The organism is Streptomyces sp. OR43 (assembly GCF_008042275.1).
Lineage (GTDB): Bacteria > Actinomycetota > Actinomycetes > Streptomycetales > Streptomycetaceae > Streptomyces.
The window spans coordinates 1,422,118-1,447,115 of sequence record NZ_RDBK01000043.1 but is presented as its reverse complement, the minus strand read 5'-3'; the positions used below and the strand labels follow the sequence as shown (position 1 = coordinate 1,447,115).

Genomic DNA, 24,998 nt, shown 5'->3' with positions numbered 1-24,998 from the left:
CGCCTACGTCCGCCACGAGGCCGACGTCCGCGAGTGCCTGGCCTTCGCCCGGCGCAGCTCCGTACCCGTCGCCATCCGCAGCGGCGGCCACTCCTACGGCGGCTGGTCGAGCGGCAACGGACGGCTGGTCGTTGACGTCTCCTCACTCAACGGCGTCGACCGGAACGGGTGGGGAGCTCGGGCAGGCGGTCGGCGTTGGGGGTTGGCAGGCGATGGTGGTGCAGCAGCACAGGTCCGGAGGCGGGACGCGCGCTGTGTGCGCCCTCGCGGTCGTGGGCGTGATGGTGGCGGCCGCCGGGTGCGCCGGGGACGGCGGTGGCGGAGGTCGTGCCGCGGCCGACGACCGGTCCGGGCCGGGCGCCGTCGCGGCGGTGCGGCGGGCCGCGGCGGTGCTGGCGGGGCCGGGCTCCGGGGTCGCGGCGGGGAGCGCCGAGGTGGTCACGTCCATGGAGACGGCGGCCGGAGGCACCCGCGTGACGATCCGGGGCAAGGGGACGTACGACTTCCGTACCCAGTCCGGCCGGCTCAAGGTCGTGCTGCCGCAGGACCCGGCGGGCGAGGACGAGCACCGGCCCATCACGGAATTGCTGGCTCCGGGCGCGCTGTACATGATGAACCGCGGGGCCGGGGTGCCCGCCGACAAGTGGGTCAGGATCGACACGACGGCGCTGGCGGACGGCAACCTGGTGACCGGCGGGGTCACCGACCCGATGGCCGCGGCCGAACTGCTGGGCGGCGTGAGCGCGGTGACGTACGTGGGCGAGACCGATCTGGCCGGGGTCACCGTGCGGCACTACCGGGGAACCACCGACATCGCACGCGCCGCGCACCGGGCCTCGGCCGCTTCGCGGGGTGCGCTGACGGCGGCGGCGAACGGGTTCCGTACGGACACGGTGCCGTTCGACGCGTATCTGGACGAGCAGGGCCGGCTGCGCAAGGTCCGCCACCGGTTCAGCTTCGCCAACGCGGGGCAGACGCGGGAGGTGGTGTCGACGACGCTGCTGTACGGGTTCGGTGTGGTGGTCTCCGTACCGTTGCCGGACGCGCGCGACATCTACACCGGAGAGATCGAACAGGGGCGCACACCGGGAACGGCGGACCGGACCGATGCCGGATCCAGGCCGTCCACGGGCCGTCCCTAGGCATCCGGCGGCGTCGAAATGGTCCGTCCGTGCCATGCGCGGTGTGTGCCGCGGTCCCTACCCTGGGAAGCCGGCGCCGGCAGTGAGAGGTGAGTGACGTGGTGACGCTCAGCCCGCGGACCGTATCGGACCATGTGGCTCTCGCCGAGATCGAGCTCTGCGGGGAGCTGATGATCGCGGCGTCCGCGGCCATCGGGGAGCGGCTCAGCGCCGACCGTATCGACGAGGTGCTCGATGTGAAGGTGATCACCGAGCGCACCACCGTCCCCCGGCAGGCGGACCACCGGGGGTGACGGGGCGGGCGACAGGCGCGGGCCGTGACTCGGGCCAGGTACGCGGCGCACGGGCGGCAGACCAGGGCCGTGGCTCTGATCGGGTACGCAGCACACGGGCGGCAGACCAGGCCGTGACTCGGGCCAGGTACGCGGTGCACGGGCGGCAGACCAGGGCCGTGGCTCCGGTCAGGTACGCAGCAGGCGGGCGATGGCCTTGGTGGCCTCCTCGACCTTCGCGTCGATCTCCTCGCCGCCCTTGACCGCGGCATCGGCGACGCAGTGGCGCAGATGCTCCTCCAGCAGCTGGAGCGCGAAGGACTGGAGCGCCTTGGTGGACGCCGAGACCTGGGTGAGTATGTCGATGCAGTAGACGTCCTCGTCGACCATGCGCTGCAGGCCGCGGATCTGGCCCTCGATGCGGCGCAGACGCTTGAGGTGCTCGGCCTTCTGGTGGTGGTAGCCGTGGATCCCTCGGTCGTGGTCGGTGACGATCGCTTCGGCGGGAGCCGTGGCGTCGGCCGTGCCCGCGCCGTGCGCCGCGGCGGACGACCGATCCGCCTCGGTGGCCTCGGTAGTGGTCATTGCTGCCTCCCGTTTTCCCTTTACCCTGCCGTTTATATACCCCTGGTGGGTATATCCTAACGAATTCAGCTGAAACGTGACCGGGGCCCCGTGCTGATCACTGTGCCTGATGCGCGACACTGAAGAATGCCGGTTAGCCGTGGCCGGATGATGCGCCTAGCATCAGCCTGACCGAATCCAAAGCACCCCGAGGACCCCACGTGCGCTTTCGTCTGACCCCCAGGGAGACGAGCTTCTACGACATGTTCTCCGCATCCGCGGACAACATCGTCACGGGCTCGAAACTCCTGATGGAACTGCTCGGGGCGGATTCTGCCTCCCGAGTCGAGATCGCGGAGCGCATGCGGGCAGCGGAGCACGCGGGGGACGATGCCACCCACGCGATCTTCCACCAGCTGAACTCCTCATTCATTACGCCCTTCGACCGCGAGGACATTTACAACCTCGCCTCGTCGCTCGACGACATCATGGACTTCATGGAGGAGGCCGTCGACCTGGTCGTCCTGTACCAGGTCGATGAGCTCCCGAAGGGTGTCGAGCAGCAGGTCGAGGTACTGGCACGGGCGGCCGAACTGACCGCCGCGGCCATGCCCAACCTGCGGACGATGGACAACCTCACCGAGTACTGGATCGAGGTCAACCGCCTGGAGAACCAGGCCGACCAGATCCACCGCAAGCTGCTCGCCCAGCTCTTCAACGGCAAGTACGACGCCATAGAGGTCCTGAAGCTGAAGCAGATCGTGGACGTACTGGAAGAGGCTGCGGACGCGTTCGAGCACGTCGCGAACACGGTGGAGACCATCGCGGTCAAGGAGTCCTGAACCACGTGGACACCTTTGTACTGGTCGTGACCATCGGCGTCGCGCTCGGCTTCACGTACACCAACGGCTTCCACGACTCGGCGAACGCCATCGCCACCTCCGTCTCCACCCGGGCACTCACCCCCCGTGCGGCCCTGGCCATGGCGGCGGTGATGAACCTCGCCGGCGCGTTCCTCGGCAGCGGGGTCGCCAAGACCGTCAGCGAGGGACTGATCGCGACGCCCACGGGCGACAAGGGGATGGGAATCCTCTTCGCCGCCCTGGTCGGCGCGATCATCTGGAACCTGATCACCTGGTACTTCGGCCTGCCCTCGTCGTCCTCCCATGCCCTGTTCGGCGGAATGGTCGGCGCCGCGCTCGCGGGCGGGACACTGGTGCACTGGGACGGGGTGCTCGACAAGGTCGTCATCCCGATGTTCATCTCGCCGGTGATCGGCCTGGTGGCCGGCTATCTCGTGATGGTCGCGATCATGTGGATGTTCCGGAAGTCCAACCCGCACAAGGCCAAGCGCGGCTTCCGGATCGCGCAGACGGTCTCGGCCGCGGGCATGGCGCTCGGCCACGGTCTGCAGGACGCGCAGAAGACGATGGGCATCGTGGTGATGGCCCTGGTCATCTCCGGCCACGAGACGTACAGCGACCCGATCCCGGTCTGGGTGAAGCTCGTCTGCGCGCTGATGCTGTCGCTGGGCACGTACGCCGGTGGCTGGCGCATCATGCGTACGCTCGGCCGGAAGATCATCGAGCTGGACCCGCCGCAGGGCTTCGCCGCGGAGACGACGGGGGCCTCGATCATGTTCGGTTCGGCGTTCCTGTTCCACGCGCCGATCTCGACGACGCACGTCATCACCTCCGCGATCATGGGTGTCGGCGCCACGAAGCGGGTGAACGCGGTCCGCTGGGGCGTCGCGAAGAACATCATCCTGGGGTGGTTCATCACGATGCCGGCGGCGGCGCTCGTCGCTGCCGCGAGCTACGAGGTCGTCGTCCTGATGTTCGGCTGACGGCCGGTCCGCACACCGTACGAACGGGTCCGCCCCGCTCTCCTCGWGGAGAGCGGGGCGGACCCTTCGCCTTGTGGTGGCACCGCCATGCAGCACCCCAAGGCCGTCTGCGGGAACCTCAGCCGAAGCGGCCGGAGATGTAGTCCTCCGTGGCCTGGACCGAGGGGTTGGAGAAGATGCGTTCCGTCTCGTCGATCTCGATGAGCTTGCCGGGCATGCCGACCGCCGCGAGGTTGAAGAACGCCGTACGGTCCGAGACCCGGGCCGCCTGCTGCATGTTGTGCGTCACGATGACGATCGTGAAGCGCTCCTTCAGCTCGCCGATCAGGTCCTCGATGGCGAGCGTGGAGATCGGGTCCAGCGCGGAGCACGGCTCGTCCATCAGCAGGACGTCGGGCTCGACCGCGATGGCGCGGGCGATGCACAGACGCTGCTGCTGACCGCCGGAGAGACCGGAGCCGGGCTTGTTCAGCCGGTCCTTGACCTCGTTCCACAGGTTCGCGCCACGCAGCGACTTCTCCACGATGTCGGCCAGGGCGTTCTTGCGGTACGAGCCGTTGAGCCGCAGGCCCGCCGCGACGTTGTCGAAGATCGACATGGTCGGGAACGGGTTCGGGCGCTGGAAGACCATGCCGACCGTGCGGCGCACGGTGACCGGGTCGACGTTCGATCCGTACAGGTTCTCGTCGTCCAGCAGCACCTTGCCCTCGACGCGGCCACCGGGGGTGACCTCGTGCATCCGGTTCAGGGTGCGCAGGAAGGTGGACTTGCCGCAGCCGGACGGGCCGATGAAGGCGGTCACGGAGCGGGGCTCCACGGTCATGGAGATGTCGTCGATCGCCTTGTGGCTGCCGTAGAAGGCGGACAGGCCACTGATGTCGATGCGCTTGGCCATCTGAATCACTGCTTTCTGCTGGCCCTATCGGCCGGTCTTGGGGGCCTTCCAGCGGGCTATGCCGCGGGCCACCAGATTGAGGATCATGACGAAGGCGATCAGGACCAGGGCAGCGGCCCAGGCGCGGTCGTAGGACGCGGCCTCACCGATCTTGTACTGCTCGTAGATGTAGAACGGCAGTGACGACTGGGCGCCTTCGAAGGGGTTCGGGTTGATCAGCTGGCTGCCGAAGACCAGCAGGATGATCGGCGCGGTCTCGCCCGCGATGCGCGCGATGGCGAGCATGACGCCGGTGGCGATGCCGCCGATCGCGGTCGGCAGGACCACCTTCAGGATGGTGCGCCACTTCGGGATGCCGAGGGCGAGGGAGGCCTCGCGGAGCTCGTTGGGGACGAGCTTCAGCATCTCCTCGGTGGAGCGGACCACGACCGGGATCATCAGGATCGTCAGGGCCAGCGCGCCCATCAGGCCGGAGGGCTCGAGACCCGCGATCAGCATGATCGAGAGGATGAACAGACCGGCGACGATGGACGGGATGCCCGTCATGACGTCGACGAAGAAGGTGACGGCCCTGGCCAGCGCGCCCTTGCCGTACTCCACCAGGTAGACCGCGGTGAGCAGGCCGAGCGGGGCGGAGATCAGGGTGGCGATGCCGACCTGCTCCAGGGTGCCGATCAGGGCGTGGTAGACGCCGCCACTGGCCTCGGGCCCGAGGACACCGGCCATCGAGTGGGTCAGGAAGTAGCCGTCCAGGCGCTCCGAGCCGCGGCTGATGGTCGTCCAGAGCAGCGAGGCCAGCGGGACGACGGCGATCAGGAAGCAGACCCAGACGAGGCTGGTGGCGAGGCGGTCCTTCGCCTGGCGCTTGTTCTCCACGACGCTCGTCGCGACGTACGAGATCGCCAGGAAGAGCAGCGCGGAGAGCAGGCCCCACTGGACCCGGCTGTGCCAGCCGGCGGCCGCGCCGATGCCGACGCCGAGGGCGATCGAGACGACGGCGAAGCCGAGCGGGGCCAGGCGGGGCAGGGTCCGGCTGCTGAGGCTGCTCACCGGCGCGGGCGGGGTGGGCACCGGGCGGTCCTGGACGCTGGTGGATGCGTGGCTCATGCGTTGGCCCCCGAGTACTCCTTGCGGCGGGCGATGATGAGCCGCGCGGCGCCGTTGACCAGCAGGGTGAGGACGAAGAGGACCAGGCCGGAGGCGATCAGGGCGTCGCGCCCGAACGCGTCGGCCTCGCCGAACTTCGCGGCGATGTTCTGGGCGAACGTCCCGCCGCCCGGGTTGAGCACGTGCAGCGAGATGAGGAAGTTCGGCGACAGGACCGTGGCGACGGCCATCGTCTCGCCGAGCGCGCGGCCCAGGCCCAGCATCGAGGCGGAGATCACGCCCGAGCGGCCGAAAGGCAGCACCGAGAGGCGGACAACCTCCCAGCGGGTCGCGCCGAGCGCGAGCGCGGCCTCCTCGTTCATCCTCGGGACCTGGAGGAAGACCTCGCGGCTGACACTGGTCACGATCGGCAGGATCATGATCGCGAGCAGGATGCCGACGGTGAACAGCGAGCGGGCGACGCCGATCTCGGTCTTCTCGAAGACGTACGTCCAGCCGAAGAACTGGTCGAGCCAGAGGTTCAGGCCTTCGAGGTACGGCACGAGGACGAGCGCGCCCCAGATGCCGTAGACGATGCTGGGTACCGCGGCGAGCAGGTCGATGACGTACGCGATCGCACCGGCCAGCTTGCGCGGCGCGTAGTGCGAGATGAACAGGGCGATGCCGACAGCGATCGGAACCGCGATGACCATCGCGATGATCGAGCTGACGACGGTCCCGAAGAGCAGGACGGCGATGCCGAAGACGGGCGGGTCACCGGCCGGGTTCCAGTCGAACGTGGTGAGGAAGTTGCCCTCGTCGTCGGAGATGGCGATGGCCGCGCGGTACGTGAGGAAGGCGGCGATCGACGCCATGATCACGAGCAGCAGGATGCCCGAGCCGCGGGAGAGGCCCAGGAAGATCTTGTCACCGACGCGGCCGGTGGACTTGGCGCGGGTGCGCCTGCCCGGCGGGGCCGGTGGAATTTCTGTCTGTGTGGTGGAAGCCATGGTCTTTCCGGTCTGTGTGGGGGAGTCCCTGCGGGGCTCCCCTGGCGGCGGTGCACCGGATGGGTCGGGTGGCGGGCCGGTCCGGAGAGGTGCGCCGGACCGGGCCGCCGGTTGCGTCGTTCGTTGTGAGTCGTGCGGGGCGTGCGGGTTACGAGAGGCCGGAGACCGTCTCGCGGACCTTGGCGTTGATCGCGTCGGGGATCGGGGCGTAGCCGGCCTCGGTGAGGAGCTTCTGGCCGTCCGCGGAGGCGGTGTAGGTCAGGAAGGACTTCACGGTGCCGAGGGTGTCGGCCTTGTTGCCGGTGTCGCAGACGACCTCGTACGTCACCAGGACCAGCGGGTACGCGCCCTCGGCCTTGGTGGTGTAGTCGAGGTCGAGCGCCAGGTCCTTGCCGGTGCCCTTGACCTTGGCGGCGGCGATGGCCTTGGAGGCGTTCTCCGAGGAGGCCTTCACCGGGGCGGCGCCACCCGTGTTGATGTCGACCGTGGTGATCTGCTGCGAGGCGGCGTAGGAGAGCTCGAAGTAGCCGATCGAGCCGTCGACCTGCTTGACCTGGGTGGCCACGCCGGAGGAGTTGGTCGCACCCTGGCCACCGGGGGCGGGCCACTTCTTCTCGGCCTCGTACTTCCAGTCGTTCGGGGCCGCGGCGCCGAGGTACTTGCCGAGGTTCTGGGTGGTGCCGGAGTCCTCGGAGCGGTGGAAGGGCTGGATCGCCTTGTCCGGGAGCTTGGCGCCCGGGTTGAGCTTGGCGATGGCCTCGTCGTTCCACTTCTTGATCTTCGTGTCGAAGATCTTGGCGAGGGTGGGGGCGTCCAGCGTCAGGCTGTCGACGCCGTCCAGGTGGAAGCCGATCGCGATCGGGCCGCCGACCATCGGGAGGTTGATGCCCTGGCCGGTCTTGCAGATCTTCTTCGAGTCGGCGACCTCCTCGGGCTTCAGCGCCGAGTCGGAACCGGCGAAGCCGACGGTGCCCTGGTTGAAGGCGACGATGCCCTCGCCGGACGAGGAGGAGTTGTAGTTGATCTCCACGCCGGAGCAGGCGGCCATGTACTCCTTGACCCAGAGGTCCATGGCGTTCTTCTGGGCGCTGGACCCTGAGGCGCGCAGCTGGCCCTTGGCGCCGTCGCACTTGACGTTCGACGCGGCCTTCGTCTGGCCGCTCCCGCCCGTGTCGCCGCCGCTGTTGTTGTCCGAACCGCACGCCGTGAGGACCAGGGCGCCGGAGACGGCGAGGGCACCGAGCGCGGTGGCACGAAGCCGGTTCTTGCGCTGAAGCTTCACTTTCGGGTGTTCCTTCCAGGAGCCGCCGTGGTGGTTTCGGTCTACGACGGCGTGCGAGGTGGTGGGTCGTGCGGAAGTCGTGTCCGGTGCGGTGTGTTCCTCGCACCGTGCACTGCCGAAATTAGGCAGAACAGGTGAAGTGGCTTGCGGGGGTGAGTGAACGGGAGGTGAACCGTGTCGGGCGGCCTGGTTCCGGGGTGGTACGCCACTCCAGCCCGTCCGGCGTTTGAGGACGGACCCCCGTCCGGGCCCCGGTCGCCCCGGCCCGAGCGCCCGCCCCGGCAGCCCGGCCCGATCCGGACGAGAGGCCCTAAGCGCGCGGCAGCACCCGCAGGGCGGCGTCCAGCAGCTCGCGGTCGCGGGGCTGGGTCAGGCGGGCGCGGGCGGCGGCGGGGCGGAGCCACAGCACGCCGTCCACCTCGTCGTTCGGCACGAAGGCGCCGGCCGTGGCCTCGGCCGCCCAGTACGTGACCTCTTTCGGCCGGCCGTTCGCCACGTACCGGACCATGGGCAGCACGGCCCCGGGCACGCAGTGGTGGCCCGTCTCCTCCAGGACCTCGCGCAGGGCCGCGTCCCGCGGGGACTCGCCGCGCTTCAGCTTGCCCTTCGGGAACGACCAGTCGTCATAGCGGGGCCTGTGTACGAGGCAGAGCTCCGCGCCCCCGCCGGCGGGCGGGCGGCGCCACAGGACGCAGCCCGCCGCCCGCACCGTGGAGCCGGCCGCCCGGGTCACGGCCGGATCGCCGCCGCCGTCGCGTACGGCCAGCTCTCCCGGAAGACCGACCGTGCCGCCTCCACCTCGTGGCGCTGGTCGGCGTGGAGCACCCCCAGGGCGTACGCGGTCGTCGGCGCGATGCGGGGCGTACGGGCGGCCGCGGAGGCCGCCGCGGCCGCCTCCGCCGCGTCCCGGTGCAGATCGAGCGCGTGACCGGGGCCGGCCAGGACCGGATCGGGGGCGCCGCGCACCACCTCGTGGGCGTACCGGTGCAGGCGCAGCAGCAGCCGGGTCTGGTGCCAGGGCGCGTCGTGCGCCTCGTTGTACGGCTCGGCCGTCTCGCACGGGGGAAGTGCCGCGACGGCGCCGAGCAGCCGCTGCTCCGCCCGGTCGGCGGGTTCGCGCAGCAGCTCACCGGCGGGTTCCGCGGCCTCGGCGGACAGCGGGACCTCGGAGGCGAGCAGCGCGACCGCGTCGGCCACGGCGTGGAAGCGCGAGGAGCCGAGCGCCTGGAGCGCCGCGGAGTGGGCGCGTGTCCGGGCGAGGGTCAGCTGCCGTTCCAGCAGGGCGCCGGCGCGCGCCGCGCCGACGCCGAGGACGGCGCGTTCCTTGTCCACGACGGCGGTGGCGCCGCCGGCCTCGGTACGGGCGGCGGGCAGGGGCGCGCCCGACAGTCCGTGGAGCGCTTCGAGGAGCCGGGTCAGCCGGTCCGCGTACGCGTGCTCGCGGGCGAGGGTGCCGGAGAGCCAGGCCAGTTCGGTGCGCAGCTGCTCGGCCCAGAGCGGGTCGAGCGCCGACCGGAAGGTGTGCAGGGTGGCGCCGATGCGGCGGGACGAGCGGCGCAGCGCCCCGGCTGCCTGAACGGCGGCCTGGGGCCCGGCGTCGCTGGGGGCACTGTTCTCGCGGTGCAGACGCAGGCTGCGCAGGAAGTCCGCGGCCTGTGCCCGCAGATACGGTGCGAGCACCGCTCCCGCGGTCACGTCCGCCTGTGTCTGGTGGTCAGGGCGTCGCACGCCGGCGCCTCCGGGCGTCAATGAGCATTTCCTGTACGTGGCGCAGCGGCCGGCCCTCCGCGTCCGTGGCGTGCCGGGTCCAGTTGCCGTCGGGGCCCAGGTGCCAGGAGGAGGTGGTGTCGGCCATGCCGGTCTCCAGGAGCCGGCTGAGTGCGGCCCGGTGCGCGGGGTCGGTGACCCGGACCAGGGCCTCGATACGGCGGTCGAGGTTGCGGTGCATCATGTCGGCGCTGCCGAACCAGACCTCGGGCTCTCCGCCGTTGCCGAAGGAGAAGACCCGGGAGTGTTCGAGGAAGCGGCCCAGGATCGAGCGGACCCGGACGTTCTCGGAGAGGCCGGTGACGCCGGGGCGGATCGCGCAGATGCCGCGGACCCATATGTCGACCGGGACGCCGGCCTGCGCGGCCCGGTAGCAGGCGTCGATGATCGCTTCGTCGACCATCGAGTTGACCTTGATGCGTACGTAGGCGGGCCGGCCGGCCCGCTGGTGCGCGATCTCCTTGTTGATCCGGACGATCAGCCCGTCGCGCAGTGACTTCGGGGCGACGAGGAGACGGCGGTAGGTCTCGCGGCGCGAGTAGCCGGAGAGCCGGTTGAAGAGGTCGGAGAGGTCCGCGCCGACCTGCGGGTCGGCGGTGAGCAGGCCGAGGTCCTCGTAGAGCCGGGCCGTCTTGGGGTGGTAGTTGCCCGTGCCGACGTGCGAGTAGCGGCGCAGCGTGTCGCCCTCCTGGCGGACGACGAGCGACAGCTTGCAGTGCGTCTTCAGGCCGACGAGCCCGTAGACGACATGGCAGCCCGCCTCCTCCAGCTTGCGCGCCCACTTGATGTTGGCCTGCTCGTCGAAGCGGGCCTTGATCTCGACGAGGACGAGGACCTGCTTGCCGGACTCGGCGGCGTCGATCAGGGCGTCCACTATCGGGGAGTCGCCGGAGGTGCGGTAGAGCGTCTGCTTGATCGCGAGGACGTCCGGGTCGCCGGCCGCCTGCTCCAGGAAGGCCTGGACGGAGGTGGAGAAGGAGTCGTACGGGTGGTGCAGCAGCACGTCGCGTTCGCGCAGGGCCGCGAAGATGTCGGGCGCGGAGGCGGACTCCACCTCGGCGAGGTCGCGGTGGGTGCCGGCGATGAACTTGGGGAACTTCAGCTCCGGCCGGTCCAGCGACGCTATGCCGAACAGCCCGGTGAGGTCGAGCGGTCCGGGCAGCGGGTAGACCTCGGCGTCGGACACCTTCAGCTCGCGGACCAGCAGGTCCAGTACGTACGGGTCGATGGACTCCTCGACCTCCAGGCGGACCGGCGGACCGAAGCGGCGCCGCATGAGCTCCTTCTCCAGGGCCTGGAGCAGGTTCTCCGCGTCGTCCTCCTCGACCTCCAGGTCCTCGTTCCTGGTGACCCGGAACATGTGGTGCGCGAGGACCTCCATCCCGGGGAAGAGCTCCTCCAGGTGGGCCGCGATGACGTCCTCGATGGGGACGTAGCGCTGCGGCGAGGCCTCCAGGAAGCGGGTCAGCAGCGGCGGCACCTTGACCCGGGCGAAGTGGCGGTGACCGCTGACCGGGTTGCGTACGACGACGGCGAGGTTGAGCGAGAGGCCGGAGATGTACGGGAAGGGGTGCGCCGGGTCGACGGCCAGCGGCGTCAGCACGGGGAAGACGCGCTGGCGGAAGAAGGTGAACAGGCGGGCCTGCTCCTTCTCGGTCAGCTCCGGCCAGCGGATCAGCTGGATGCCCTCGTCGGACAGGGCGGGGGCGACGTCCTGCTGGTAGCAGGCGGCGTGCCGGGCCATGAGTTCGCGCGAGCGGGTCCAGATCAGGTCGAGGACCTCGCGGGGCTGGAGACCGGACGCGGACCGGGTGGCGACACCGGTCGCGATGCGGCGCTTCAGGCCCGCCACCCGGACCATGAAGAACTCGTCCAGGTTCGAGGCGAAGATGGCGAGGAAATTAGCCCGTTCGAGGAGCGGGGTCGCCGGGTCCTCGGCCAGTTCCAGAACCCGTTCGTTGAACGCGAGCCAACTGCGTTCCCGGTCGAGGAACCGGCCCTGCGGCAGCTCGTCCCCGTCGACATCGGGTTCGTACGCGTCGGCGTCGGCATCGATGTCGGGGTCGAGGTCGGCCGCGGTGGACAGGGCCGCCGAGGAGGACGACGGGGTGGCGACGGCGTGCGGCCGGTGCGCGGCGAGGGAACCGACGGACGGCTGGGCGGCGGGCTGGACCGGGACCTCGGAGCTGGGCTGCTGGCTCATGGGCCCATTCTTCCGCGTGGAGTGCTCCGGGGGCGCGTCGGAGAGGAAGGAGATCGCGGAGATCGCGTGGTCGGCGCGCTCTCCGCCGGGATTTCTCCCGTTGCGGGGGGTCGGCACAGCTGGCTGCATCCTGAGAGGGTCGCAAGGGCGTCTGAATGCCCGGTAACGGCGACATGACATGCAGGAAGCGGTGTGGCCGTGCCCCGGGGTCCGTGGAGACCCCGGGGCACGGCCACGGTCGCTCAGGCGTGACGGCGGCGCAGGACGCGGAAGGCGACGGCGACGGCGACGGCGGCGAGGACGAGGACGATGCCCGTCCCGACGAGCTGGAGGGGCCAGAAGTGGGAGGCGGGGTGGAAGTCGGCGTACGTGCCGGTGACGTGGTGGCCGGCCAGGCAGCGGTCGACCAGCTCGGGCACGGGGGCCTGGTAGCAGGTCTCGCCGGACAGCCGCTGCTCTCCGGCCATCAGCCCGCTGCCGACGAACAGGGTGCTGCCCGGAAGACCCGCCGGGGTGGCGTTCAGCGGCGTGACCACCGTACTGACCGCCCACAGGCTGCTGCGTACGGCGCCGAGCGTGAGAGCCACCGCCCCGTAGACCATGGCCGTGATGCCCATGGCCAGCAGCGTGCGGCGTACCAGCAGCGCCACGAGCGCGCCGAGGGCGATGGCGAGGAGGGCCGAGGCCGTGGGCAGGGTGCCCGTCGCGGCGTACACGGTCGTGTCGTACCAGGCCGGCCGGTCGGTGTCGGGGGCGGTCCGGCACCAGGCGTAGAAGGCCGAGAGCGCCGGCACCGCCACCACCGTGATCGCCGCCGGAACGGTGAGCTTGGCGACGAGCCAGCGGGCGGGGGAGACGGACTGGGACCAGGCCAGCCGGTAGGTGCCGCTCTCCAGCTCCCGGCCGATCAGCGGACCGGCGACGAACATCCCGATGGCCGCGGGCAGCACCATCATGGCGATGCCCGTGTACCGCAGCACGTCCCGGAGCCACGCCTGGTGGCTGAGCATGTCGTCGAACGCCGCGACGCAGCGCGGGGAGGTGTCCAGGAACGAGCACCCGCTGTCCGCGTAGGTGTCCGCCGGGCCGGAGTTCCACCACACGGACGCGGTCAGCAGGACGATCCCGGCGAGCGCGAGCGCCCCGGCGATCCACAGGACGCGGCGGTGCTGGCGGACGATGACGCGGGCCGGGCCGCGCAGGGCGAGGGCGCTCATGCCGCGCTCACCGCCTCACGGGTCCGGGCTTCGGCGCTCGGCGTGAGCAGGGGCGGGGCGTCCGGCGAGCGCAGGTGCGCCAGCAGCAGCTCCTCCAGCGACGGCTCCGCCGTCTCCCAGCCGGCGGACACGTCCACCGCGCCCTCCCTCCTGACGAGCGCGGTCAGCTGCCGTCCCGTGGTGCGGGACTCGACCACGGTGTGCGGGGCGAGGTCGCGTACGGGACCGGTGAGCAGGGTGTGCGCGGCGATCAGGTCGTCCGTCTCACCGCCGAGGCGGACGCGGCCGCCGTCGACGAGCAGGAGGTAGTCGCAGGCGCTCTCCAGCTCGGTGAGGATGTGCGAGGACATCACGATGGTGGTGCCGTGCTCCGCGGACTCGGCCATCAGCGCGCCCATCAGCTGGTGCCGCGCCAGCGGGTCGAGGTCGGCCATCGGCTCGTCGAGCAGCAGCAGTCCGGGCCGCTTGCCCAGCGCGAGGGCCAGGGCGAGCCGGGTGCGCTGACCGCCGGACAGGGTGCGGACCTTCGCGTCGCCGGGAAGCGGTTCGGCGATGCGTTCGGCGGTGGCCCGGTCCCAGGTGTCCGGGTTCAGCTCGGCGCCCGCCCACAGCGTCTCGGCGACCGTCAACTGCGGGTACAGCGGCTTGTCCTGGGCCACGAAGGCCACCCGGGCGCGGACGTCGGCGGGCGAGGACCCCAGCACCCGTACCGACCCCTCGGCCGGTCGCAGGAATCCCGCGGCGATGCCCAACAGGGTGGACTTTCCCGCGCCGTTGGGTCCGACGAGCGCGCACACGCGCCCTTCGGGCAGCCGGAACGAGCACGCGCGCAGCGCCCAGCCCCCGCCCCTGCTCCGGTACTTCATGCCGAGGCCGTCGGCCTCGATCGCAGCGCCTGTCATCCGGTGTGATCCCCCTCGAAAGTCCTGTCCAGTACGGCGGTGAAGAGCGCGCTCACGTCGTCCCTCTCCAGGCCGGCGGTGCGGGCCCGGCGGGCCCAGTCGGCGAGCTCGGCACGCAGCGGGGCGTCGTCGGCCGCCGCCGCGCCGCCGAGGGCCCGGGTGACGAAGGTGCCGAGGCCGCGCCGCGCCTCGACGAGGCCCTCGCGTTCCAGTTCGCGGTAGGCCTTCAGCACGGTGTTCGGGTTGATGGCGGTGGCCTCCACCACCTCGCGCGCGGTGGGCAGCCGGTCGCCGGGCTCCAGCAGTCCCAGCCGTAGGGCCTGTTTGGTCTGCTGGACGATCTGGAGGTACGTGGCGACGCCGCTGCGCCGGTCGATGCGGAACTCGACCGCTGCGGACTGTGCCATGTTCACCCCTTTCACTAATTGAGTAGTGAAAGGGTGGCGTAAAGAAGGGGCGGCGTCAAGTGACGCCGCCCCCGGGGATGCTGAGGGGTGCTCAGGACTCCGTGCGGTACATCAGGTCGACCTCGTGGGTGGTGAAGCCCATCCGCTCATAGACGGACACGGCCGCCGTGTTGTCCGCGTCGACGTACAGCATCGCGGTGGGCAGGCCCTCGGAGGCGAGGTGGCGCAGCCCGATCGCGGTGAGCGCCTTGCCCAGGCCGCCGCCCTGTGCGTCGGGCCGGATGCCGACCACGTACACCTCGCCGAGCTGCTCATCGGCGTGCACCTTCGTCCAGTGGAAGCCGATCAGTTCGGAGCTGCCGTCGCCGCCCTCGGTCTCGCGCTCGGCGAGGAAGAATCCCTTCGGGTCGAACCAGGGTTCGGCCTTGCGGTCGTCCAGGTCGCGCTGGGTCAGCGCGCCCTGCTCGGGGTGGTGAGCAAAGGCGGCGCTGTTCACGGAGAGCCAGGCGGCGTCGTCCTCGCCCGGCACGAAGGTGCGGACGGTGACGCCCGGCGGCAGCACCGGCTCGGCGATGTTCAGCGGGCTCAACGGGCGGCGCAGCTGCCGCAGTTCGCGGAAGAGCGAAAGGCCGAGCACTTGCGCGAGGTGGCGTGCCGCGGACTTGCCGCCATGGGCCCAGACCCGCAGCCGCTTGCCGGTCGCGGCGAGCAGCGCCGCTCCGAGCGCCCGCCCGTGCCCGTGTCCGCGGTGCGACGGGTGCACGACCAGCTCGGCGGCCGGTGCCTCGACGGGGTCGGTGTCCTCCAGCTGCGCGTAGCCGACCAGCGTGCCGCCGGCGGTCAGCAGGAAGTGCCGTACGCCTTCCCGGTGCCCGCCCCGCAACTGCAGCCGTCCCTGCTCGGACACGGCCTGCCGGCCGTCGGACTGCGCGGCCTCGGCGAGCAGCTCGGAGACGGCGGCCGCCTGGTCGGGGGAGAGGGTGTCGAGCGTCTGGATCTCGCGTCCGGGGGCGGGGAGGGGTACGTGTGCACGCCGATGAGCAGCTCGGCGAGGTGTACGTGGTCGGCATCCGGCCCGACGCACAGGGCGGCGGCCTGGGCAAGGCGCTCACCGCGATCGGGCTGCGCCACCTCGCCTCCGAGGGCCTGCCCACCGCGATGCTGTACGTCGGGCGGGGTGGGGACGGGGGGTGTGCGTGGTCCTCCGCGCTCAGTTGTCGGGCTCCGGCGGGTTCTCCGGGGTCCGGTTGCTGGGCTCCGGCTGGTTCAGCACGCGGTCCGCGATGCGGGAGAGGTCCTCGGCGGCGGGCAGCAGCGCGCGTACCCGGTCGGGCAGCCCGGCGTACGTACTGACGGCCAGAGGCGTGTTGTATCCGCGCAGGGTGTACTCGACCATGGCGCGGTCGCGGCTCTCGGCGATGAGGATGCCGAGGGTGGGCTCGTCGCGTTCCTTGTCCCGGACCAGGTCGTCGACCACCGAGACATAGAAGCCGAGCTGTCCGAAGTGCTCGGGATGGGCCTTGCGGGTCTTGAGCTCCAGGACGACGTAGCAGTGCAGCTTGCAGTGGTAGAAGAGCAGGTCGATGCGGTACTCGCTGTCGCCCACGACGATGGGGTACTGGCGTCCGACGAAGGCGAAGCCGACTCCCAGCTCGGTGAGGAAGCGGATCAGGTGGGCGACGAGGGCGTCCTCCAGATCGCGCTCGGCGGGACGGCCCTCCAACTCGGTGAAGTCGAGACGGTACGGATCCTTGAAGATCTGCTTCACGGCGTCGGAGCCGGCGGGCAGCGTGACGTCGAAGTTGTTGGCCGCGGCGCCTTCGGCGAGGTGCAGCTTCGTGTGGATCATCGAGCCGAGGTAGTCGCGGGACCAGCCGTGGTGGACGGCGTGCTGAGCGTAGAAGTCCCGCTCGAAGGGGGTCTTGCACTTGTCCATGAGGAGCTGGAGATGCCCCCAGGGCATTTGCGCAGCAASTTGCTGCGCAAATGGTTCGACCCACGTTCGAGCCAGCTGCTGCATGTACTGAAGGTTGCGCGTGCTGAACCCCCGCTGGTTCGGGAACTCCGTCCGCAGCTCGGTGGCGATCCGGTCGATGACCTTTGTGCCCCACTTCTCCCCGCGCTGCCGCTCCAGGATCGTCCGCCCGATCTCCCAGTACATCTGGAGCATCTCGGTGTTCACCTTGAGCTGTGCGCGCACATGCGCGCCCCGCACGATCGACTTGAGGTCGTCGATCATCTCGTGAAAGCCGGGAGGCAGTCCGGAGGGCCGTTGAGCGGGGACGAGGCCTTGGGTGGTGTGGTGGTGCTGTCCATGGCGTACAGATTTGCGCCCGTGATGCAGGCGGTGACGTTTCTGCTCACATATGTAAGCCATATGAGTGGATAGTGCCGTTCTGCTCGGACGGCAACCTCTTCGTAACCCCAGACATCTGTCGCGCTACGCGCGTTGACTCTAGGCTGCGGCACGCAGTCTCCAGACTTGTCACACCCTCACACCACCCGCTGAACTCACAAGGGGACCGATGTCAGCGACACCGCAGAAGAACCGCGCGTCCCGGCGGGTGCTCGCCGCCGCAGCCGGTCTGGCCACCGTCGGAGCGCTCGTCGCCGCCATGCCGGCCGGCGCCCAGGGCCACGCCAAGGACCACGGCCACCACACGCCGGCCCGGACCGTGGACGTGCAACTGCTGTCCTTCAACGACCTGCACGGCAACCTGGAGCCGCCGTCCGGCTCGGCCGGCACGGTCAGCGAGAAGCAGGCCGACGGCACCGTGAAGGCCGTCCCGGCCGGCGGCGTGGAGTACCTCGCCTCCTCGCTGCGTGCGGCGCGCAAGGGCCACCCGTACTCCATCACCGCGGCCGGCGGCGACATGGTCGGGGCGAGCCCGCTGCTGTCGGGTCTGTTCCACGACGAGCCGACCATCGAGGCGCTCAACAAGATCGACCTCGATGTGACGACCGTCGGCAACCACGAGTTCGACGAGGGCGCCACGGAGCTGGCCCGTCTCCAGAACGGCGGCTGCCACCCGGTCGAGGGGTGCTACGAGCAGGGCAAGAAGTTCGAGGGCGCCGACTTCCCGTACCTGGCCGCCAACGTGACGGACGAGAAGACCGGCAAGCCGATCCTCAAGCCGTACACGGTGTGGAAGAAGAACGGCGTCAAGATCGGCTTCATCGGGGTGACCCTGGAGGGCACGCCGAACATCGTGACAGCCAACGGCGTCAAGGGCCTGAAGTTCCACGACGAGATCGAGACGGTCAACAAGTACGCCAAGGAGCTCGACCGGCAGGGCGTGAAGTCCATCGTCACGCTGATCCACGAGGGCGGCGCCCCGGCCTCGTCCTCGTACAACTACGACTGCGACAGCCCGGCCGCCGGTGACGGCATCTCCGGTCCGATCACCGAGATCGCCAAGGGCATCTCCCCGAAGGTCGACGCGCTGGTCACGGGCCACACCCACCAGGCGTACGTGTGCACGATCCCGGACCCGGCGGGCAACCCGCGCCTGGTCACCTCGGCCTCGTCGTTCGGCAAGCTGTACACGGACACGACGCTGACGTACGACCGCCGCACCAAGGACATCGTGCGCACCGCGGTGAAGGCGTCCTCGAAGCACCGCCCCGCGCCCGCGAACCCGGTCTCGGTGAACCACGTCGTCACCCGGGACCAGGCCAAGGCCACCGACATGACGGCCCTGATCGCCCGCTGGAACACCCTCGCGGCGCCGATCGCGAGCCGCCCGCAGGGATTCATCTCCGCCGACATCAACGGCCGCGGTTCCACGGCCCCCGAGAAGCCGCTCGGCAACCTGATCGCCGACGCGCAGCTGGAGGGTCTGGCGCCGGCGGACAAGGGAGGGGCGGTCGTCGCGTTCATGAACCCGGGCGGCATCCGTGCCGACCTGGTGTACAAGGCGACGGGCAGCGAGGGCGACGGCGTGGTGACGTACGGGGAGTCGTTCACCGTGCAGCCGTTCACCAACATGATGAACGTCGTCGACCTGACCGGTGCGCAGCTGGTGTCCGCGCTCCAGCAGCAGGTCAGCGGTTCGAACGAGGCCAGCCCGAAGATCCTCCAGGTGTCCAAGGGCCTGACCTACACGCTGGACATGACGAAGTCGGGTGCGGACCGTGTGGTCACCGGCTCGATCAAGCTGAACGGTGAGGCGATCGACCCGGCCAAGACCTACCGGGTCGCGATGAACGAGTTCCTGGCGGGCGGCGGCGACGGCTTCGCGGCTCTCGGCGCGGGCACCAACAAGCTGGTCGGCGCCTCGGACCTGGACCTGTTCAACGCCTACCTGGCGGCGCACTCCACGGCCGCCGCGCCGCTGGCCCCGCCGGCGACGGACCGGATCACGATCATCCAGTAGTTGCAGTAGTTGCAGTAGATCCGGCGGACGACAACACCGGCAGGATGCGCGGGCGGGGCGGAGGCCCCGGCCGCGCATCCGTCGTTTTCGCGCCGCCCCGAGGCGTACGCCCTGTTCCGTGCGTGATGTGTACGGGTCATAATCCGGGGGCTGATCCCCACGCGGCCCCCGGAGGCATCCCCGTATGAGCCCGTACACCGCCAACCGCCGGACCTTCCTGGCCGGAGCGCTCGCCGTGTCCGCCACCGCCCTCGTCGGCACGGCGCCCGCGCGCGCCGAGGCCCGGCAGGCCCGCACCGTGCAGGACTGGATGCGCGGCATCGCGGACGCCACGGCGCTCCAGCGGCTCACGATCCCCGGCTCGCACGACTCCGGCGCCCGTTACGGCGGCCCCTGGACGGAGTGCCAGAACACCACGATCGCGGAGCAGCTGAACAGCGGGGTGCGCTTTCTGGACGTACGCTGCCGGATCACCGGCGGCTCGTTCGCGATCCACCACGGGGCCTCGTACCAGAACCTGATGTTCGGCGACGTGCTCGGCGCCTGCTGGGACTTCCTGGCCCAGCGGCCCACGGAGACCGTCCTGATGCGGGTCAAGCAGGAGTACTCGGAGGAGAGCGACGCCGCGTTCCGGGCGGTCTTCGACGACTACCTCGACGGCCGGGGCTGGCGCCCGCTGTTCCACATCGACTCCGCGCTGCCGACGCTCGGCGGGGCGCGCGGCAAGGTGGTGCTGCTGGCCGACAACGGCGGCCTGCCCGGGGTGCGGTACGCGGATCCGGGGCTCTTCGACATCCAGGACGACTACATGGCGGAGCCGTTCGCCAAGTACCCGAAGATCGAGGCCCAGTTCCGCAGGGCGGCCGAGCAGCCGGGCAAGCTCTTCATGAACTACGTGAGCACCGCGGCCCTGCTGCCGCCCCGCTGGAACGCGGACCGGCTCAACCCCCAGGTCCACTCGTTCCTCGACTCCTCGCAGGCGTCCGGCTGGACGGGGCTCGGTATCGTCCCGCTGGACTTCCCGGCGACCCGGTCGGGGCTGGTGGAGTCGCTGATCCGGCACAATCCGGTCTCCTGAGCCGGGTGCTCACAGGGTCGACAGGAACTCCCGTACCGCCCGGGCGAACCCCTGTGGGTCCTGGAGCTGCACGAAGTGGTCCGTCTCCAGGGTGACGAGCGAGGTGCGGGGGCGCAGTGACGCCATCGCGGCGGCCTGTTCGGCGGGCAGCGCCTGGCTGGTGCGGCCGTTGACCACCAGCGCCGGGCAGTCGCTCGCCAGCCACGGTGCCCAGTGGTCCCCGTGCACCTGCCGCTCGGAGTCGAGCGTGTCCTGCGGGTGGAACGGCAGCCGCCAGCCGCCGCCGTCCGGGAGCGGCCGGAGCAGGGGCGCCACCATGGGGCCCACCGGACCGCAGGCGGCGATCAGTTCCTCCCGGGCCGGGGCCGTGTACGGGAAGCCCGTGAGGAAGGCCAGCGGGCCGGGGTCCTGGTGCGGCAGGTCGACCGGGGCGTCGACGTTGACGAGGGCGGCGACGGCGGAGGGGCGCGCGGCCGCGAGGTGCAGCGCGTTGATGCCGCCGAGCGAGTGCCCGAGGGCGACGACCGGTCCGGGGTCCAGGTGGTCGAGCAGGGCGGTCAGGTCGGAGACGTACACCTCCCGGCCGTAGCCGTCCGCGCGGTCGGAGTCGCCGTGGCCGCGCTGGTCGGGGGCGATGACCCGCCATTCCGGGCCGAGCTCGGCGGCCAGGGCGTCGAAGGAGGCGCCCTCGGAGAGGTGGCCGTGCAGGGCGAGGAGCGGGCGTCCGGTGGCGGGGCCGTGATCGAGGTAGGAGAGGCGGCGGCCGTCGAGGGTCAGTTCACGCCGGGATGCGGTGGTGCGCTGCTGCGTCATGACAGGAACTGTACGGCCGTATAGATCGAGCGCGCAATACGTTTGTATAGATCGCTTGCCCCCATCGCGGAGCCGTACGATCCCGGGCATGGGAAACCGCGAGGATCTGCTGGCCGGAGCGAGGCGCTGCCTGGAGGAGAAGGGCTATCTCCGCACCACCGTGCGCGACCTCGCCACCGCCTCCCGGGTCTCGATGGCGGCGATCGGCTACCACTTCGGCTCCCGCGAGGCCCTGCTCAACCAGGCGCTGTTCGCGGCCATCGACGAGTGGGGGCGGCGCACGGCTGAGGGGCCCGGGGCCGGAGACGGCACGGCCGCCGAGCGGTACGCGGCCCTGTGGACGCGCGAGATCGCCTCGTACCGCACCGACCGCTGGCTCTGGATCGCTTCCGTGGAGGCCTTCGTCCACGCCCAGAGCTCCCCGGACCTGCTGGCCCTCCTGGCCGCCGGTCAGCGCGAGGGCCGCCGGGGGGTCGCGGCGCAGCTGGCCGGAGTGCCGGAGGCGGAGGTCGCCGCGGCGGATGTGCGGGGGCTCGGTTCGGTGCAGCTCGCGCTGATGAGCGGCGTGATGATCCAGTGGCTGACCGACCCGGACCAGGCACCGGACGCCGCCGAGATCGCGGCGGGACTGCGGGCGCTGGCGGGGCGGCTGGACGGGGCGTAGGGCCGCCGGCCCTACCCCCGCGGCGCCTCAGGCGGTGGCTGGGGTGCCCCCGGGAGGCGGATCACGGCTTCCGTGCCGCCGCCCGGAGCCGGGCGCAGGTCGATCTCGCCGCCGGCCTGCTGGACCGTACGCGCCACGATCGACAGGCCGAGGCCCGAGCCGGGCAGCTGGCGGGCGGACGGGGAGCGCCAGAAGCGTTCGAAGACGTGCGGGAGCTCGTCGGCCGGGATACCGGGGCCGTGGTCGCGGACCGTCAGCTCGCCCCGGTGCAGGACGACGTCGATCGTGCCGCCGTGCGGGCTGAACTTCACCGCGTTGTCCAGGACGTTGACGACCGCCCGCTCGAGCGCGGCCGGTTCGGCCCGTACGTACCAGGGGGCCAGCTCCGCCGTGATCGTCAGCTCCGGGCCACGCAGGCGGGCGCGGTCCAGGGCGGTGCGGGCGATGTCGTGGAGCGCGACCACCTGGAGCGGACCGGGGTCCGTGGCGTCCGGGCGGGCGAGCTCCTGGAGGTCGCCGATGAGTGAGGCCAGCTCCGTCATCTGCGCCTTCACGGACGTCATCAGCGCCCTGCGGTCGTCCGGCGGGATGGCCCGGCCGGTCTCGTCGCTCCGGGCCAGGAGTTCGACGTTGGTACGCAGCGAGGTCAGCGGGGTGCGCAGCTCGTGGCCGGCGTCCGCGATGAGCTGCGCCTGACGGTCGCGGGAGGTGGCCAGCGACGCGGTCATCGAGTTGAACGAGCGGGAGAGCCGCGCGATCTCGTCCTCGCCCTCCACCGGGATGCGGACCGTCAGGTCCTCGGTACGCGCGACGTGCTCGACCGCCTCGGTGAGCTCGTCGACGGGGCGCAGGCCGGAACGAGCCACCCAGAGCCCGGCGGCGCCGGCGCCGACGACGCCGATTCCGGAGACGAGGAGGAGGACCCAGGCGAGGGTGGTGAGGGGCTTGTCGATCTCGCTCAGGGGGCGGGCGAAGGAGATGCCGATCTTCAGGGAGGGCTGGCCGACGCCCTTCACCTCGCCCGGCTTCGTGAATACGCGCATCTTCACGCCGTCCGCGTCGGTCGACGAGTGCAGGGCCGTCGCCTGCTCACTGGTGACCACGGCGAGGTCGGACGCGGTCACCGGAAGCGCCGCCGACTCCGGGTCGGTGCAGACCGTTCCCTGGGCGTCGATGAGCTGCACGGTGAGTCCGGAGTCGGTACGGGGCAGTTGCTGTCCGGTCCCCAGGCAGTACGAGTACAGCGAGGTCAGGTAGCGCCCGTCGACCGTGGTGTTGCGCAGCGACGTGTCCTGCTGATGCTCCAGCTGCGCCTTCGTCACGAACCAGCACGCCACCGCCACCGCCGCCACCGCCACCGCCACCGCGGTCGCGACCAGCAGCGCCAGCCGGGAGCGCAGCGGCAGGGCGCGGATCCGCCGGAGCGGGCCCGTCATCCCTCGCCCCCGCCCGACCGCAGCGCGTACCCCACGCCGCGGACCGTGTGGACGAGGCGGGGTTCGCCGCCCGCCTCCGTCTTGCGGCGCAGGTACATCACGTACACGTCCAGGGAGTTGGAGCTCGGTTCGAAGTCGAAGCCCCAGACCGCCTTGAGGATCTGCTCGCGGGTCAGCACCTGGCGCGGGTGCGCCAGGAACATTTCCAGGAGCGTGAACTCGGTCCGGGTCAGTTCGACGTGGCGGGTGCCGCGCATGACCTCGCGGGTCGCCAGGTCCATGCGCAGGTCGGCGAAGGCCAGGACGTTGTCGTCGGGGACGGGGCCCGCCGCGGCCGCGTACGAACTGCGGCGCAGCAGGGCCCGGATGCGGGCGAAGAGCTCGTCCAGCTCGAAGGGCTTGACCAGGTAGTCGTCCGCGCCCGCGTCGAGCCCGGTGACACGGTCGCCGACGGTGTCACGGGCGGTGAGCATCAGGATGGGCGTGGTGGTGCCCGTGGCACGGATGCGGCGGGCGGCGGTCAGCCCGTCCATCCGCGGCATCTGGATGTCGAGGACGATGAGGTCGGGGTCGTACGACTCCGCCTTCGTGAGGGCGTCGAGACCGTCGACGGCGACCTCGGTGCCGTATCCCTCGAACGCGAGGCTGCGCTGCAGGGCCTCGCGCACGGCGGGCTCGTCGTCGACGATCAGGATGCGCTGCGGATCGTCTTCGGCGGGGCTCATCGCTGCTTCGTCCTCTTCTCGTTCTGTACGGGGCCGGGGCGCACCGCTGGTTTTCTCAGCCTCGCACGGCCGTGGCGCGGCGTCGCGCGGCGCGGCTCAGGAGCCGTCGCCGGCCCGCAGCGTGTCGAGGTCGGCCTTGAGGGTGTTCACCGGGATGGCGAAGCCGAGGCCGACGCTGCCCGCACTGGAGCCTCCCGAACCGCTCGACGAACTGGCCGAGTACATCGCCGAGTTGATGCCGATGATCTCGCCGTTCATGTTGATCAGGGCGCCACCGGAGTTGCCCGGGTTCAGCGAGGCGTCGGTCTGGATGGCCTTGTACGTAGTGGTGGAGTCGCCGGTGTCGCCGTTGAACTGCTGTCCGCCGAACTCGAACGGCCACTGCTGCCCGCCGCCCTGACCGCCCTGACCCTGTCCCTGGCCGCTGTCGGAGCCGCCGGTACTGCCGGTACTGTCGTCGTTCTTTGCGACCGTGACATCGCGGTCGAGTGCGGACACGATGCCGCTGGTGACCGTGCCGGTGAGGCCCTCGGGCGAGCCGATCGCGACGACCTGGTCGCCGACGGCGACCCGGGAGGAGTCGCCGAGGGTGGCCGTCTTCAGGCCGCTCGCGCCCTGAAGCTTGATCAGCGCGAGGTCCTTGTCGGCGTCGGTGCCGACGATGTCGGCGGTGTACGTCTTGCCGGTGCTCAGCGTGACCTTGACGGACGAGGCGCCGGCGACGACGTGGTTGTTGGTGACGATCTCGCCGTCCGACGTGATGACCACGCCGGAACCGGTGGACTCGCCCGAGGTCGACGTCGCGCCGATCTCGACGATCGTCGGCGCGAGGGCCGCGGCCACGCCGGAGACGGTGCCCTTGCTGCTCTGCGAGACGGTGGTGCCTGGAATGACGCTGCCGGCCGTACCGCTGGTGCCGTTGTCCGTGAGCTGCCCGATCACGGTGGCGGTGCCGCCGCCGACGATGGCGGCCGCGATGGCCACCGCCGCGAGGAGCGCGACGGGCCGGCGGACCCCGTGGCGGGGGGCGGACGGTTCGGGCGCCGGCTGCGGCAGCCCGTGGGAGCCGTCACCGCCGTGGCCCGCGCCACCGGCGTACGGGTCGGCCGTGCCGGGGGCGGGCCACACGGTGGTTCCGGGGCCCATGGCGACCGGCTGGACGGGCTGGTATGACGGCGGCGGCGGGTAGGCCGCGTCTCCGTTGCCGTACGAGGGGTACATCGGGTACTCGCCGCTCGGGCGCTGGGTCTCTGTCATGTCTACGAGAGTGTCCAGCGAACATGAGAGGACCCTGAGTGCCTGCTGAGAAGCCC

General features: G+C 70.9%; 24 protein-coding genes and 2 pseudogenes. 9 read left to right on the top strand and 17 right to left on the bottom strand.

The features are described from left to right. The 3 genes and pseudogenes from EAO72_RS25100 to EAO72_RS25090 all read left to right on the top strand — a co-directional run. Positions 1 to 190 (top strand): annotated as a pseudogene (locus EAO72_RS25100) (FAD-binding protein); the annotation flags it as partial. Between the two features lie 22 nt (positions 191 to 212). Continuing rightward, complete coding sequence (locus EAO72_RS25095) at positions 213 to 1,142, top strand: hypothetical protein (protein ID WP_148019501.1); 930 nt, start codon at positions 213 to 215, stop codon at positions 1,140 to 1,142. A gap of 98 nt (positions 1,143 to 1,240) precedes the next feature. Continuing rightward, positions 1,241 to 1,435, top strand: a complete 195-nt coding sequence (locus tag EAO72_RS25090) for a hypothetical protein (protein WP_148019500.1) — start codon at positions 1,241 to 1,243, stop codon at positions 1,433 to 1,435. Positions 1,436 to 1,603: 168 nt separating this feature from the next. Here the strand turns inward: EAO72_RS25090 and EAO72_RS25085 are convergent, their stop codons facing one another. Next, positions 1,604 to 1,999 carry a metal-sensitive transcriptional regulator gene (locus tag EAO72_RS25085; protein WP_148019499.1) on the bottom strand — a complete coding sequence of 132 codons (396 nt, stop codon included), beginning with the start codon at positions 1,997 to 1,999 and terminating at the stop codon, positions 1,604 to 1,606. A gap of 200 nt (positions 2,000 to 2,199) precedes the next feature. On the opposite strand from EAO72_RS25085, the gene EAO72_RS25080 reads away from it, so the two are divergent. Together EAO72_RS25080 and EAO72_RS25075 are read left to right on the top strand one after the other, a co-directional pair. Next, on the top strand, positions 2,200 to 2,820 hold the full coding sequence (locus EAO72_RS25080; protein WP_148019498.1) for a DUF47 domain-containing protein: 621 nt from the start codon (positions 2,200 to 2,202) through the stop codon (positions 2,818 to 2,820). 5 nt (positions 2,821 to 2,825) lie between these two features. Next, on the top strand, positions 2,826 to 3,824 hold the full coding sequence (locus EAO72_RS25075; protein ID WP_148019497.1) for an inorganic phosphate transporter: 999 nt from the start codon (positions 2,826 to 2,828) through the stop codon (positions 3,822 to 3,824). Positions 3,825 to 3,942: 118 nt separating this feature from the next. Here the strand turns inward: EAO72_RS25075 and pstB are convergent, their stop codons facing one another. The 11 genes from pstB to mshD all read right to left on the bottom strand — a co-directional run bounded on the left by pstB (position 3,943) and on the right by mshD (position 15,590). Then, positions 3,943 to 4,719 carry a phosphate ABC transporter ATP-binding protein PstB gene (gene pstB, locus EAO72_RS25070; RefSeq protein ID WP_148019496.1) on the bottom strand — a complete coding sequence of 259 codons (777 nt, stop codon included), beginning with the start codon at positions 4,717 to 4,719 and terminating at the stop codon, positions 3,943 to 3,945. Positions 4,720 to 4,743: 24 nt separating this feature from the next. Further along, positions 4,744 to 5,826 (bottom strand): phosphate ABC transporter permease PstA, encoded by a 1,083-nt coding sequence (gene pstA, locus EAO72_RS25065; protein WP_148019495.1) that lies wholly within the window; start codon positions 5,824 to 5,826, stop codon positions 4,744 to 4,746. Next, on the bottom strand, positions 5,823 to 6,815 hold the full coding sequence (pstC, locus tag EAO72_RS25060) for a phosphate ABC transporter permease subunit PstC (RefSeq protein WP_148019494.1): 993 nt from the start codon (positions 6,813 to 6,815) through the stop codon (positions 5,823 to 5,825). The genes pstA and pstC overlap by 4 nt, the downstream gene beginning before the upstream one ends. Positions 6,816 to 6,963: 148 nt before the next feature. Beyond that, the gene (gene pstS / locus EAO72_RS25055) at positions 6,964 to 8,097 is read right to left on the bottom strand and encodes a phosphate ABC transporter substrate-binding protein PstS (RefSeq protein WP_148019493.1); all 1,134 of its coding nucleotides are present in this window, start codon (positions 8,095 to 8,097) and stop codon (positions 6,964 to 6,966) included. A gap of 310 nt (positions 8,098 to 8,407) precedes the next feature. Then, on the bottom strand, positions 8,408 to 8,830 hold the full coding sequence (locus tag EAO72_RS25050; RefSeq protein ID WP_148019492.1) for an NUDIX hydrolase: 423 nt from the start codon (positions 8,828 to 8,830) through the stop codon (positions 8,408 to 8,410). Continuing rightward, positions 8,827 to 9,825: a CHAD domain-containing protein gene (locus EAO72_RS25045; RefSeq protein WP_261991630.1), complete on the bottom strand. Its 999-nt coding sequence runs from the start codon at positions 9,823 to 9,825 to the stop codon at positions 8,827 to 8,829. Before EAO72_RS25045 ends, EAO72_RS25050 begins: the two co-directional genes overlap by 4 nt. Further along, positions 9,812 to 12,067: an RNA degradosome polyphosphate kinase gene (locus EAO72_RS25040; RefSeq protein WP_148019490.1), complete on the bottom strand. Its 2,256-nt coding sequence runs from the start codon at positions 12,065 to 12,067 to the stop codon at positions 9,812 to 9,814. The genes EAO72_RS25045 and EAO72_RS25040 overlap by 14 nt, the downstream gene beginning before the upstream one ends. 242 nt (positions 12,068 to 12,309) lie before the next feature. Continuing rightward, a complete protein-coding gene (locus tag EAO72_RS25035; protein ID WP_261991629.1) occupies positions 12,310 to 13,284 on the bottom strand; it encodes a hypothetical protein in 975 nt (324 codons plus the stop codon). Further along, the gene (locus EAO72_RS25030; protein ID WP_410090540.1) at positions 13,281 to 14,150 is read right to left on the bottom strand and encodes an ABC transporter ATP-binding protein; all 870 of its coding nucleotides are present in this window, start codon (positions 14,148 to 14,150) and stop codon (positions 13,281 to 13,283) included. Before EAO72_RS25030 ends, EAO72_RS25035 begins: the two co-directional genes overlap by 4 nt. Positions 14,151 to 14,182: 32 nt before the next feature. Continuing rightward, positions 14,183 to 14,593: a GntR family transcriptional regulator gene (locus tag EAO72_RS25025; RefSeq protein ID WP_148019488.1), complete on the bottom strand. Its 411-nt coding sequence runs from the start codon at positions 14,591 to 14,593 to the stop codon at positions 14,183 to 14,185. 91 nt (positions 14,594 to 14,684) lie between these two features. Continuing rightward, positions 14,685 to 15,590, bottom strand: a complete 906-nt coding sequence (gene mshD / locus EAO72_RS25020; RefSeq protein ID WP_148022021.1) for a mycothiol synthase — start codon at positions 15,588 to 15,590, stop codon at positions 14,685 to 14,687. 26 nt (positions 15,591 to 15,616) lie between these two features. Here mshD and EAO72_RS25015 point away from each other — a divergent pair. After that, positions 15,617 to 15,763 (top strand): annotated as a pseudogene (locus EAO72_RS25015) (mycothiol synthase); the annotation flags it as partial. 40 nt (positions 15,764 to 15,803) lie between these two features. Here the strand turns inward: EAO72_RS25015 and EAO72_RS25010 are convergent. Then, entirely contained in the window at positions 15,804 to 16,832 is a 1,029-nt protein-coding gene (locus tag EAO72_RS25010; RefSeq protein WP_148019487.1) for a PDDEXK nuclease domain-containing protein, read from the bottom strand. 286 nt (positions 16,833 to 17,118) lie between these two features. Between EAO72_RS25010 and EAO72_RS25005 the strand changes: the two genes are divergently transcribed. Both EAO72_RS25005 and EAO72_RS25000 read left to right on the top strand, forming a co-directional pair. Continuing rightward, on the top strand, positions 17,119 to 18,969 hold the full coding sequence (locus tag EAO72_RS25005; RefSeq protein WP_148019486.1) for a bifunctional metallophosphatase/5'-nucleotidase: 1,851 nt from the start codon (positions 17,119 to 17,121) through the stop codon (positions 18,967 to 18,969). 184 nt (positions 18,970 to 19,153) lie between these two features. Next, positions 19,154 to 20,047 (top strand): phosphatidylinositol-specific phospholipase C, encoded by an 894-nt coding sequence (locus EAO72_RS25000; RefSeq protein WP_148019485.1) that lies wholly within the window; start codon positions 19,154 to 19,156, stop codon positions 20,045 to 20,047. A 9-nt stretch (positions 20,048 to 20,056) separates the two neighbouring features. Here the strand turns inward: EAO72_RS25000 and EAO72_RS24995 are convergent, their stop codons facing one another. Further along, positions 20,057 to 20,860: an alpha/beta fold hydrolase gene (locus EAO72_RS24995; protein WP_148019484.1), complete on the bottom strand. Its 804-nt coding sequence runs from the start codon at positions 20,858 to 20,860 to the stop codon at positions 20,057 to 20,059. 88 nt (positions 20,861 to 20,948) lie between these two features. Between EAO72_RS24995 and EAO72_RS24990 the strand changes: the two genes are divergently transcribed. Continuing rightward, positions 20,949 to 21,524 (top strand): TetR/AcrR family transcriptional regulator, encoded by a 576-nt coding sequence (locus EAO72_RS24990; RefSeq protein ID WP_148019483.1) that lies wholly within the window; start codon positions 20,949 to 20,951, stop codon positions 21,522 to 21,524. A gap of 11 nt (positions 21,525 to 21,535) precedes the next feature. Here the strand turns inward: EAO72_RS24990 and EAO72_RS24985 are convergent, their stop codons facing one another. From EAO72_RS24985 to EAO72_RS24975, 3 genes are all read right to left on the bottom strand, one after another. Then, positions 21,536 to 22,960 (bottom strand): sensor histidine kinase, encoded by a 1,425-nt coding sequence (locus EAO72_RS24985; RefSeq protein ID WP_148019482.1) that lies wholly within the window; start codon positions 22,958 to 22,960, stop codon positions 21,536 to 21,538. Next, positions 22,957 to 23,685, bottom strand: a complete 729-nt coding sequence (locus EAO72_RS24980; protein ID WP_148019481.1) for a response regulator transcription factor — start codon at positions 23,683 to 23,685, stop codon at positions 22,957 to 22,959. Before EAO72_RS24980 ends, EAO72_RS24985 begins: the two co-directional genes overlap by 4 nt. 96 nt (positions 23,686 to 23,781) lie before the next feature. Further along, complete coding sequence (locus tag EAO72_RS24975; protein ID WP_148019480.1) at positions 23,782 to 24,942, bottom strand: S1C family serine protease; 1,161 nt, start codon at positions 24,940 to 24,942, stop codon at positions 23,782 to 23,784. Positions 24,943 to 24,998 lie beyond the last annotated feature (56 nt).

Coding starts and splice junctions, on each gene's coding strand:
- EAO72_RS25095 (WP_148019501.1), top strand. CDS start 213: ATGGTGGTGCAGCAGCACAGGTCCGGAGGCGGGACGCGCGCTGTGTGC.
- EAO72_RS25085 (WP_148019499.1), bottom strand. CDS start 1,999: ATGACCACTACCGAGGCCACCGAGGCGGATCGGTCGTCCGCCGCGGCG.
- pstB (WP_148019496.1), bottom strand. CDS start 4,719: ATGGCCAAGCGCATCGACATCAGTGGCCTGTCCGCCTTCTACGGCAGC.
- pstA (WP_148019495.1), bottom strand. CDS start 5,826: ATGAGCCACGCATCCACCAGCGTCCAGGACCGCCCGGTGCCCACCCCG.
- pstC (WP_148019494.1), bottom strand. CDS start 6,815: ATGGCTTCCACCACACAGACAGAAATTCCACCGGCCCCGCCGGGCAGG.
- EAO72_RS25040 (WP_148019490.1), bottom strand. CDS start 12,067: ATGAGCCAGCAGCCCAGCTCCGAGGTCCCGGTCCAGCCCGCCGCCCAG.
- EAO72_RS25035 (WP_261991629.1), bottom strand. CDS start 13,284: ATGAGCGCCCTCGCCCTGCGCGGCCCGGCCCGCGTCATCGTCCGCCAG.
- EAO72_RS25030 (WP_410090540.1), bottom strand. CDS start 14,150: ATGAAGTACCGGAGCAGGGGCGGGGGCTGGGCGCTGCGCGCGTGCTCG.
- EAO72_RS25025 (WP_148019488.1), bottom strand. CDS start 14,593: ATGGCACAGTCCGCAGCGGTCGAGTTCCGCATCGACCGGCGCAGCGGC.
- EAO72_RS25005 (WP_148019486.1), top strand. CDS start 17,119: ATGTCAGCGACACCGCAGAAGAACCGCGCGTCCCGGCGGGTGCTCGCC.
- EAO72_RS25000 (WP_148019485.1), top strand. CDS start 19,154: ATGAGCCCGTACACCGCCAACCGCCGGACCTTCCTGGCCGGAGCGCTC.
- EAO72_RS24995 (WP_148019484.1), bottom strand. CDS start 20,860: ATGACGCAGCAGCGCACCACCGCATCCCGGCGTGAACTGACCCTCGAC.
- EAO72_RS24990 (WP_148019483.1), top strand. CDS start 20,949: ATGGGAAACCGCGAGGATCTGCTGGCCGGAGCGAGGCGCTGCCTGGAG.
- EAO72_RS24985 (WP_148019482.1), bottom strand. CDS start 22,960: ATGACGGGCCCGCTCCGGCGGATCCGCGCCCTGCCGCTGCGCTCCCGG.
- EAO72_RS24980 (WP_148019481.1), bottom strand. CDS start 23,685: ATGAGCCCCGCCGAAGACGATCCGCAGCGCATCCTGATCGTCGACGAC.
- EAO72_RS24975 (WP_148019480.1), bottom strand. CDS start 24,942: ATGACAGAGACCCAGCGCCCGAGCGGCGAGTACCCGATGTACCCCTCG.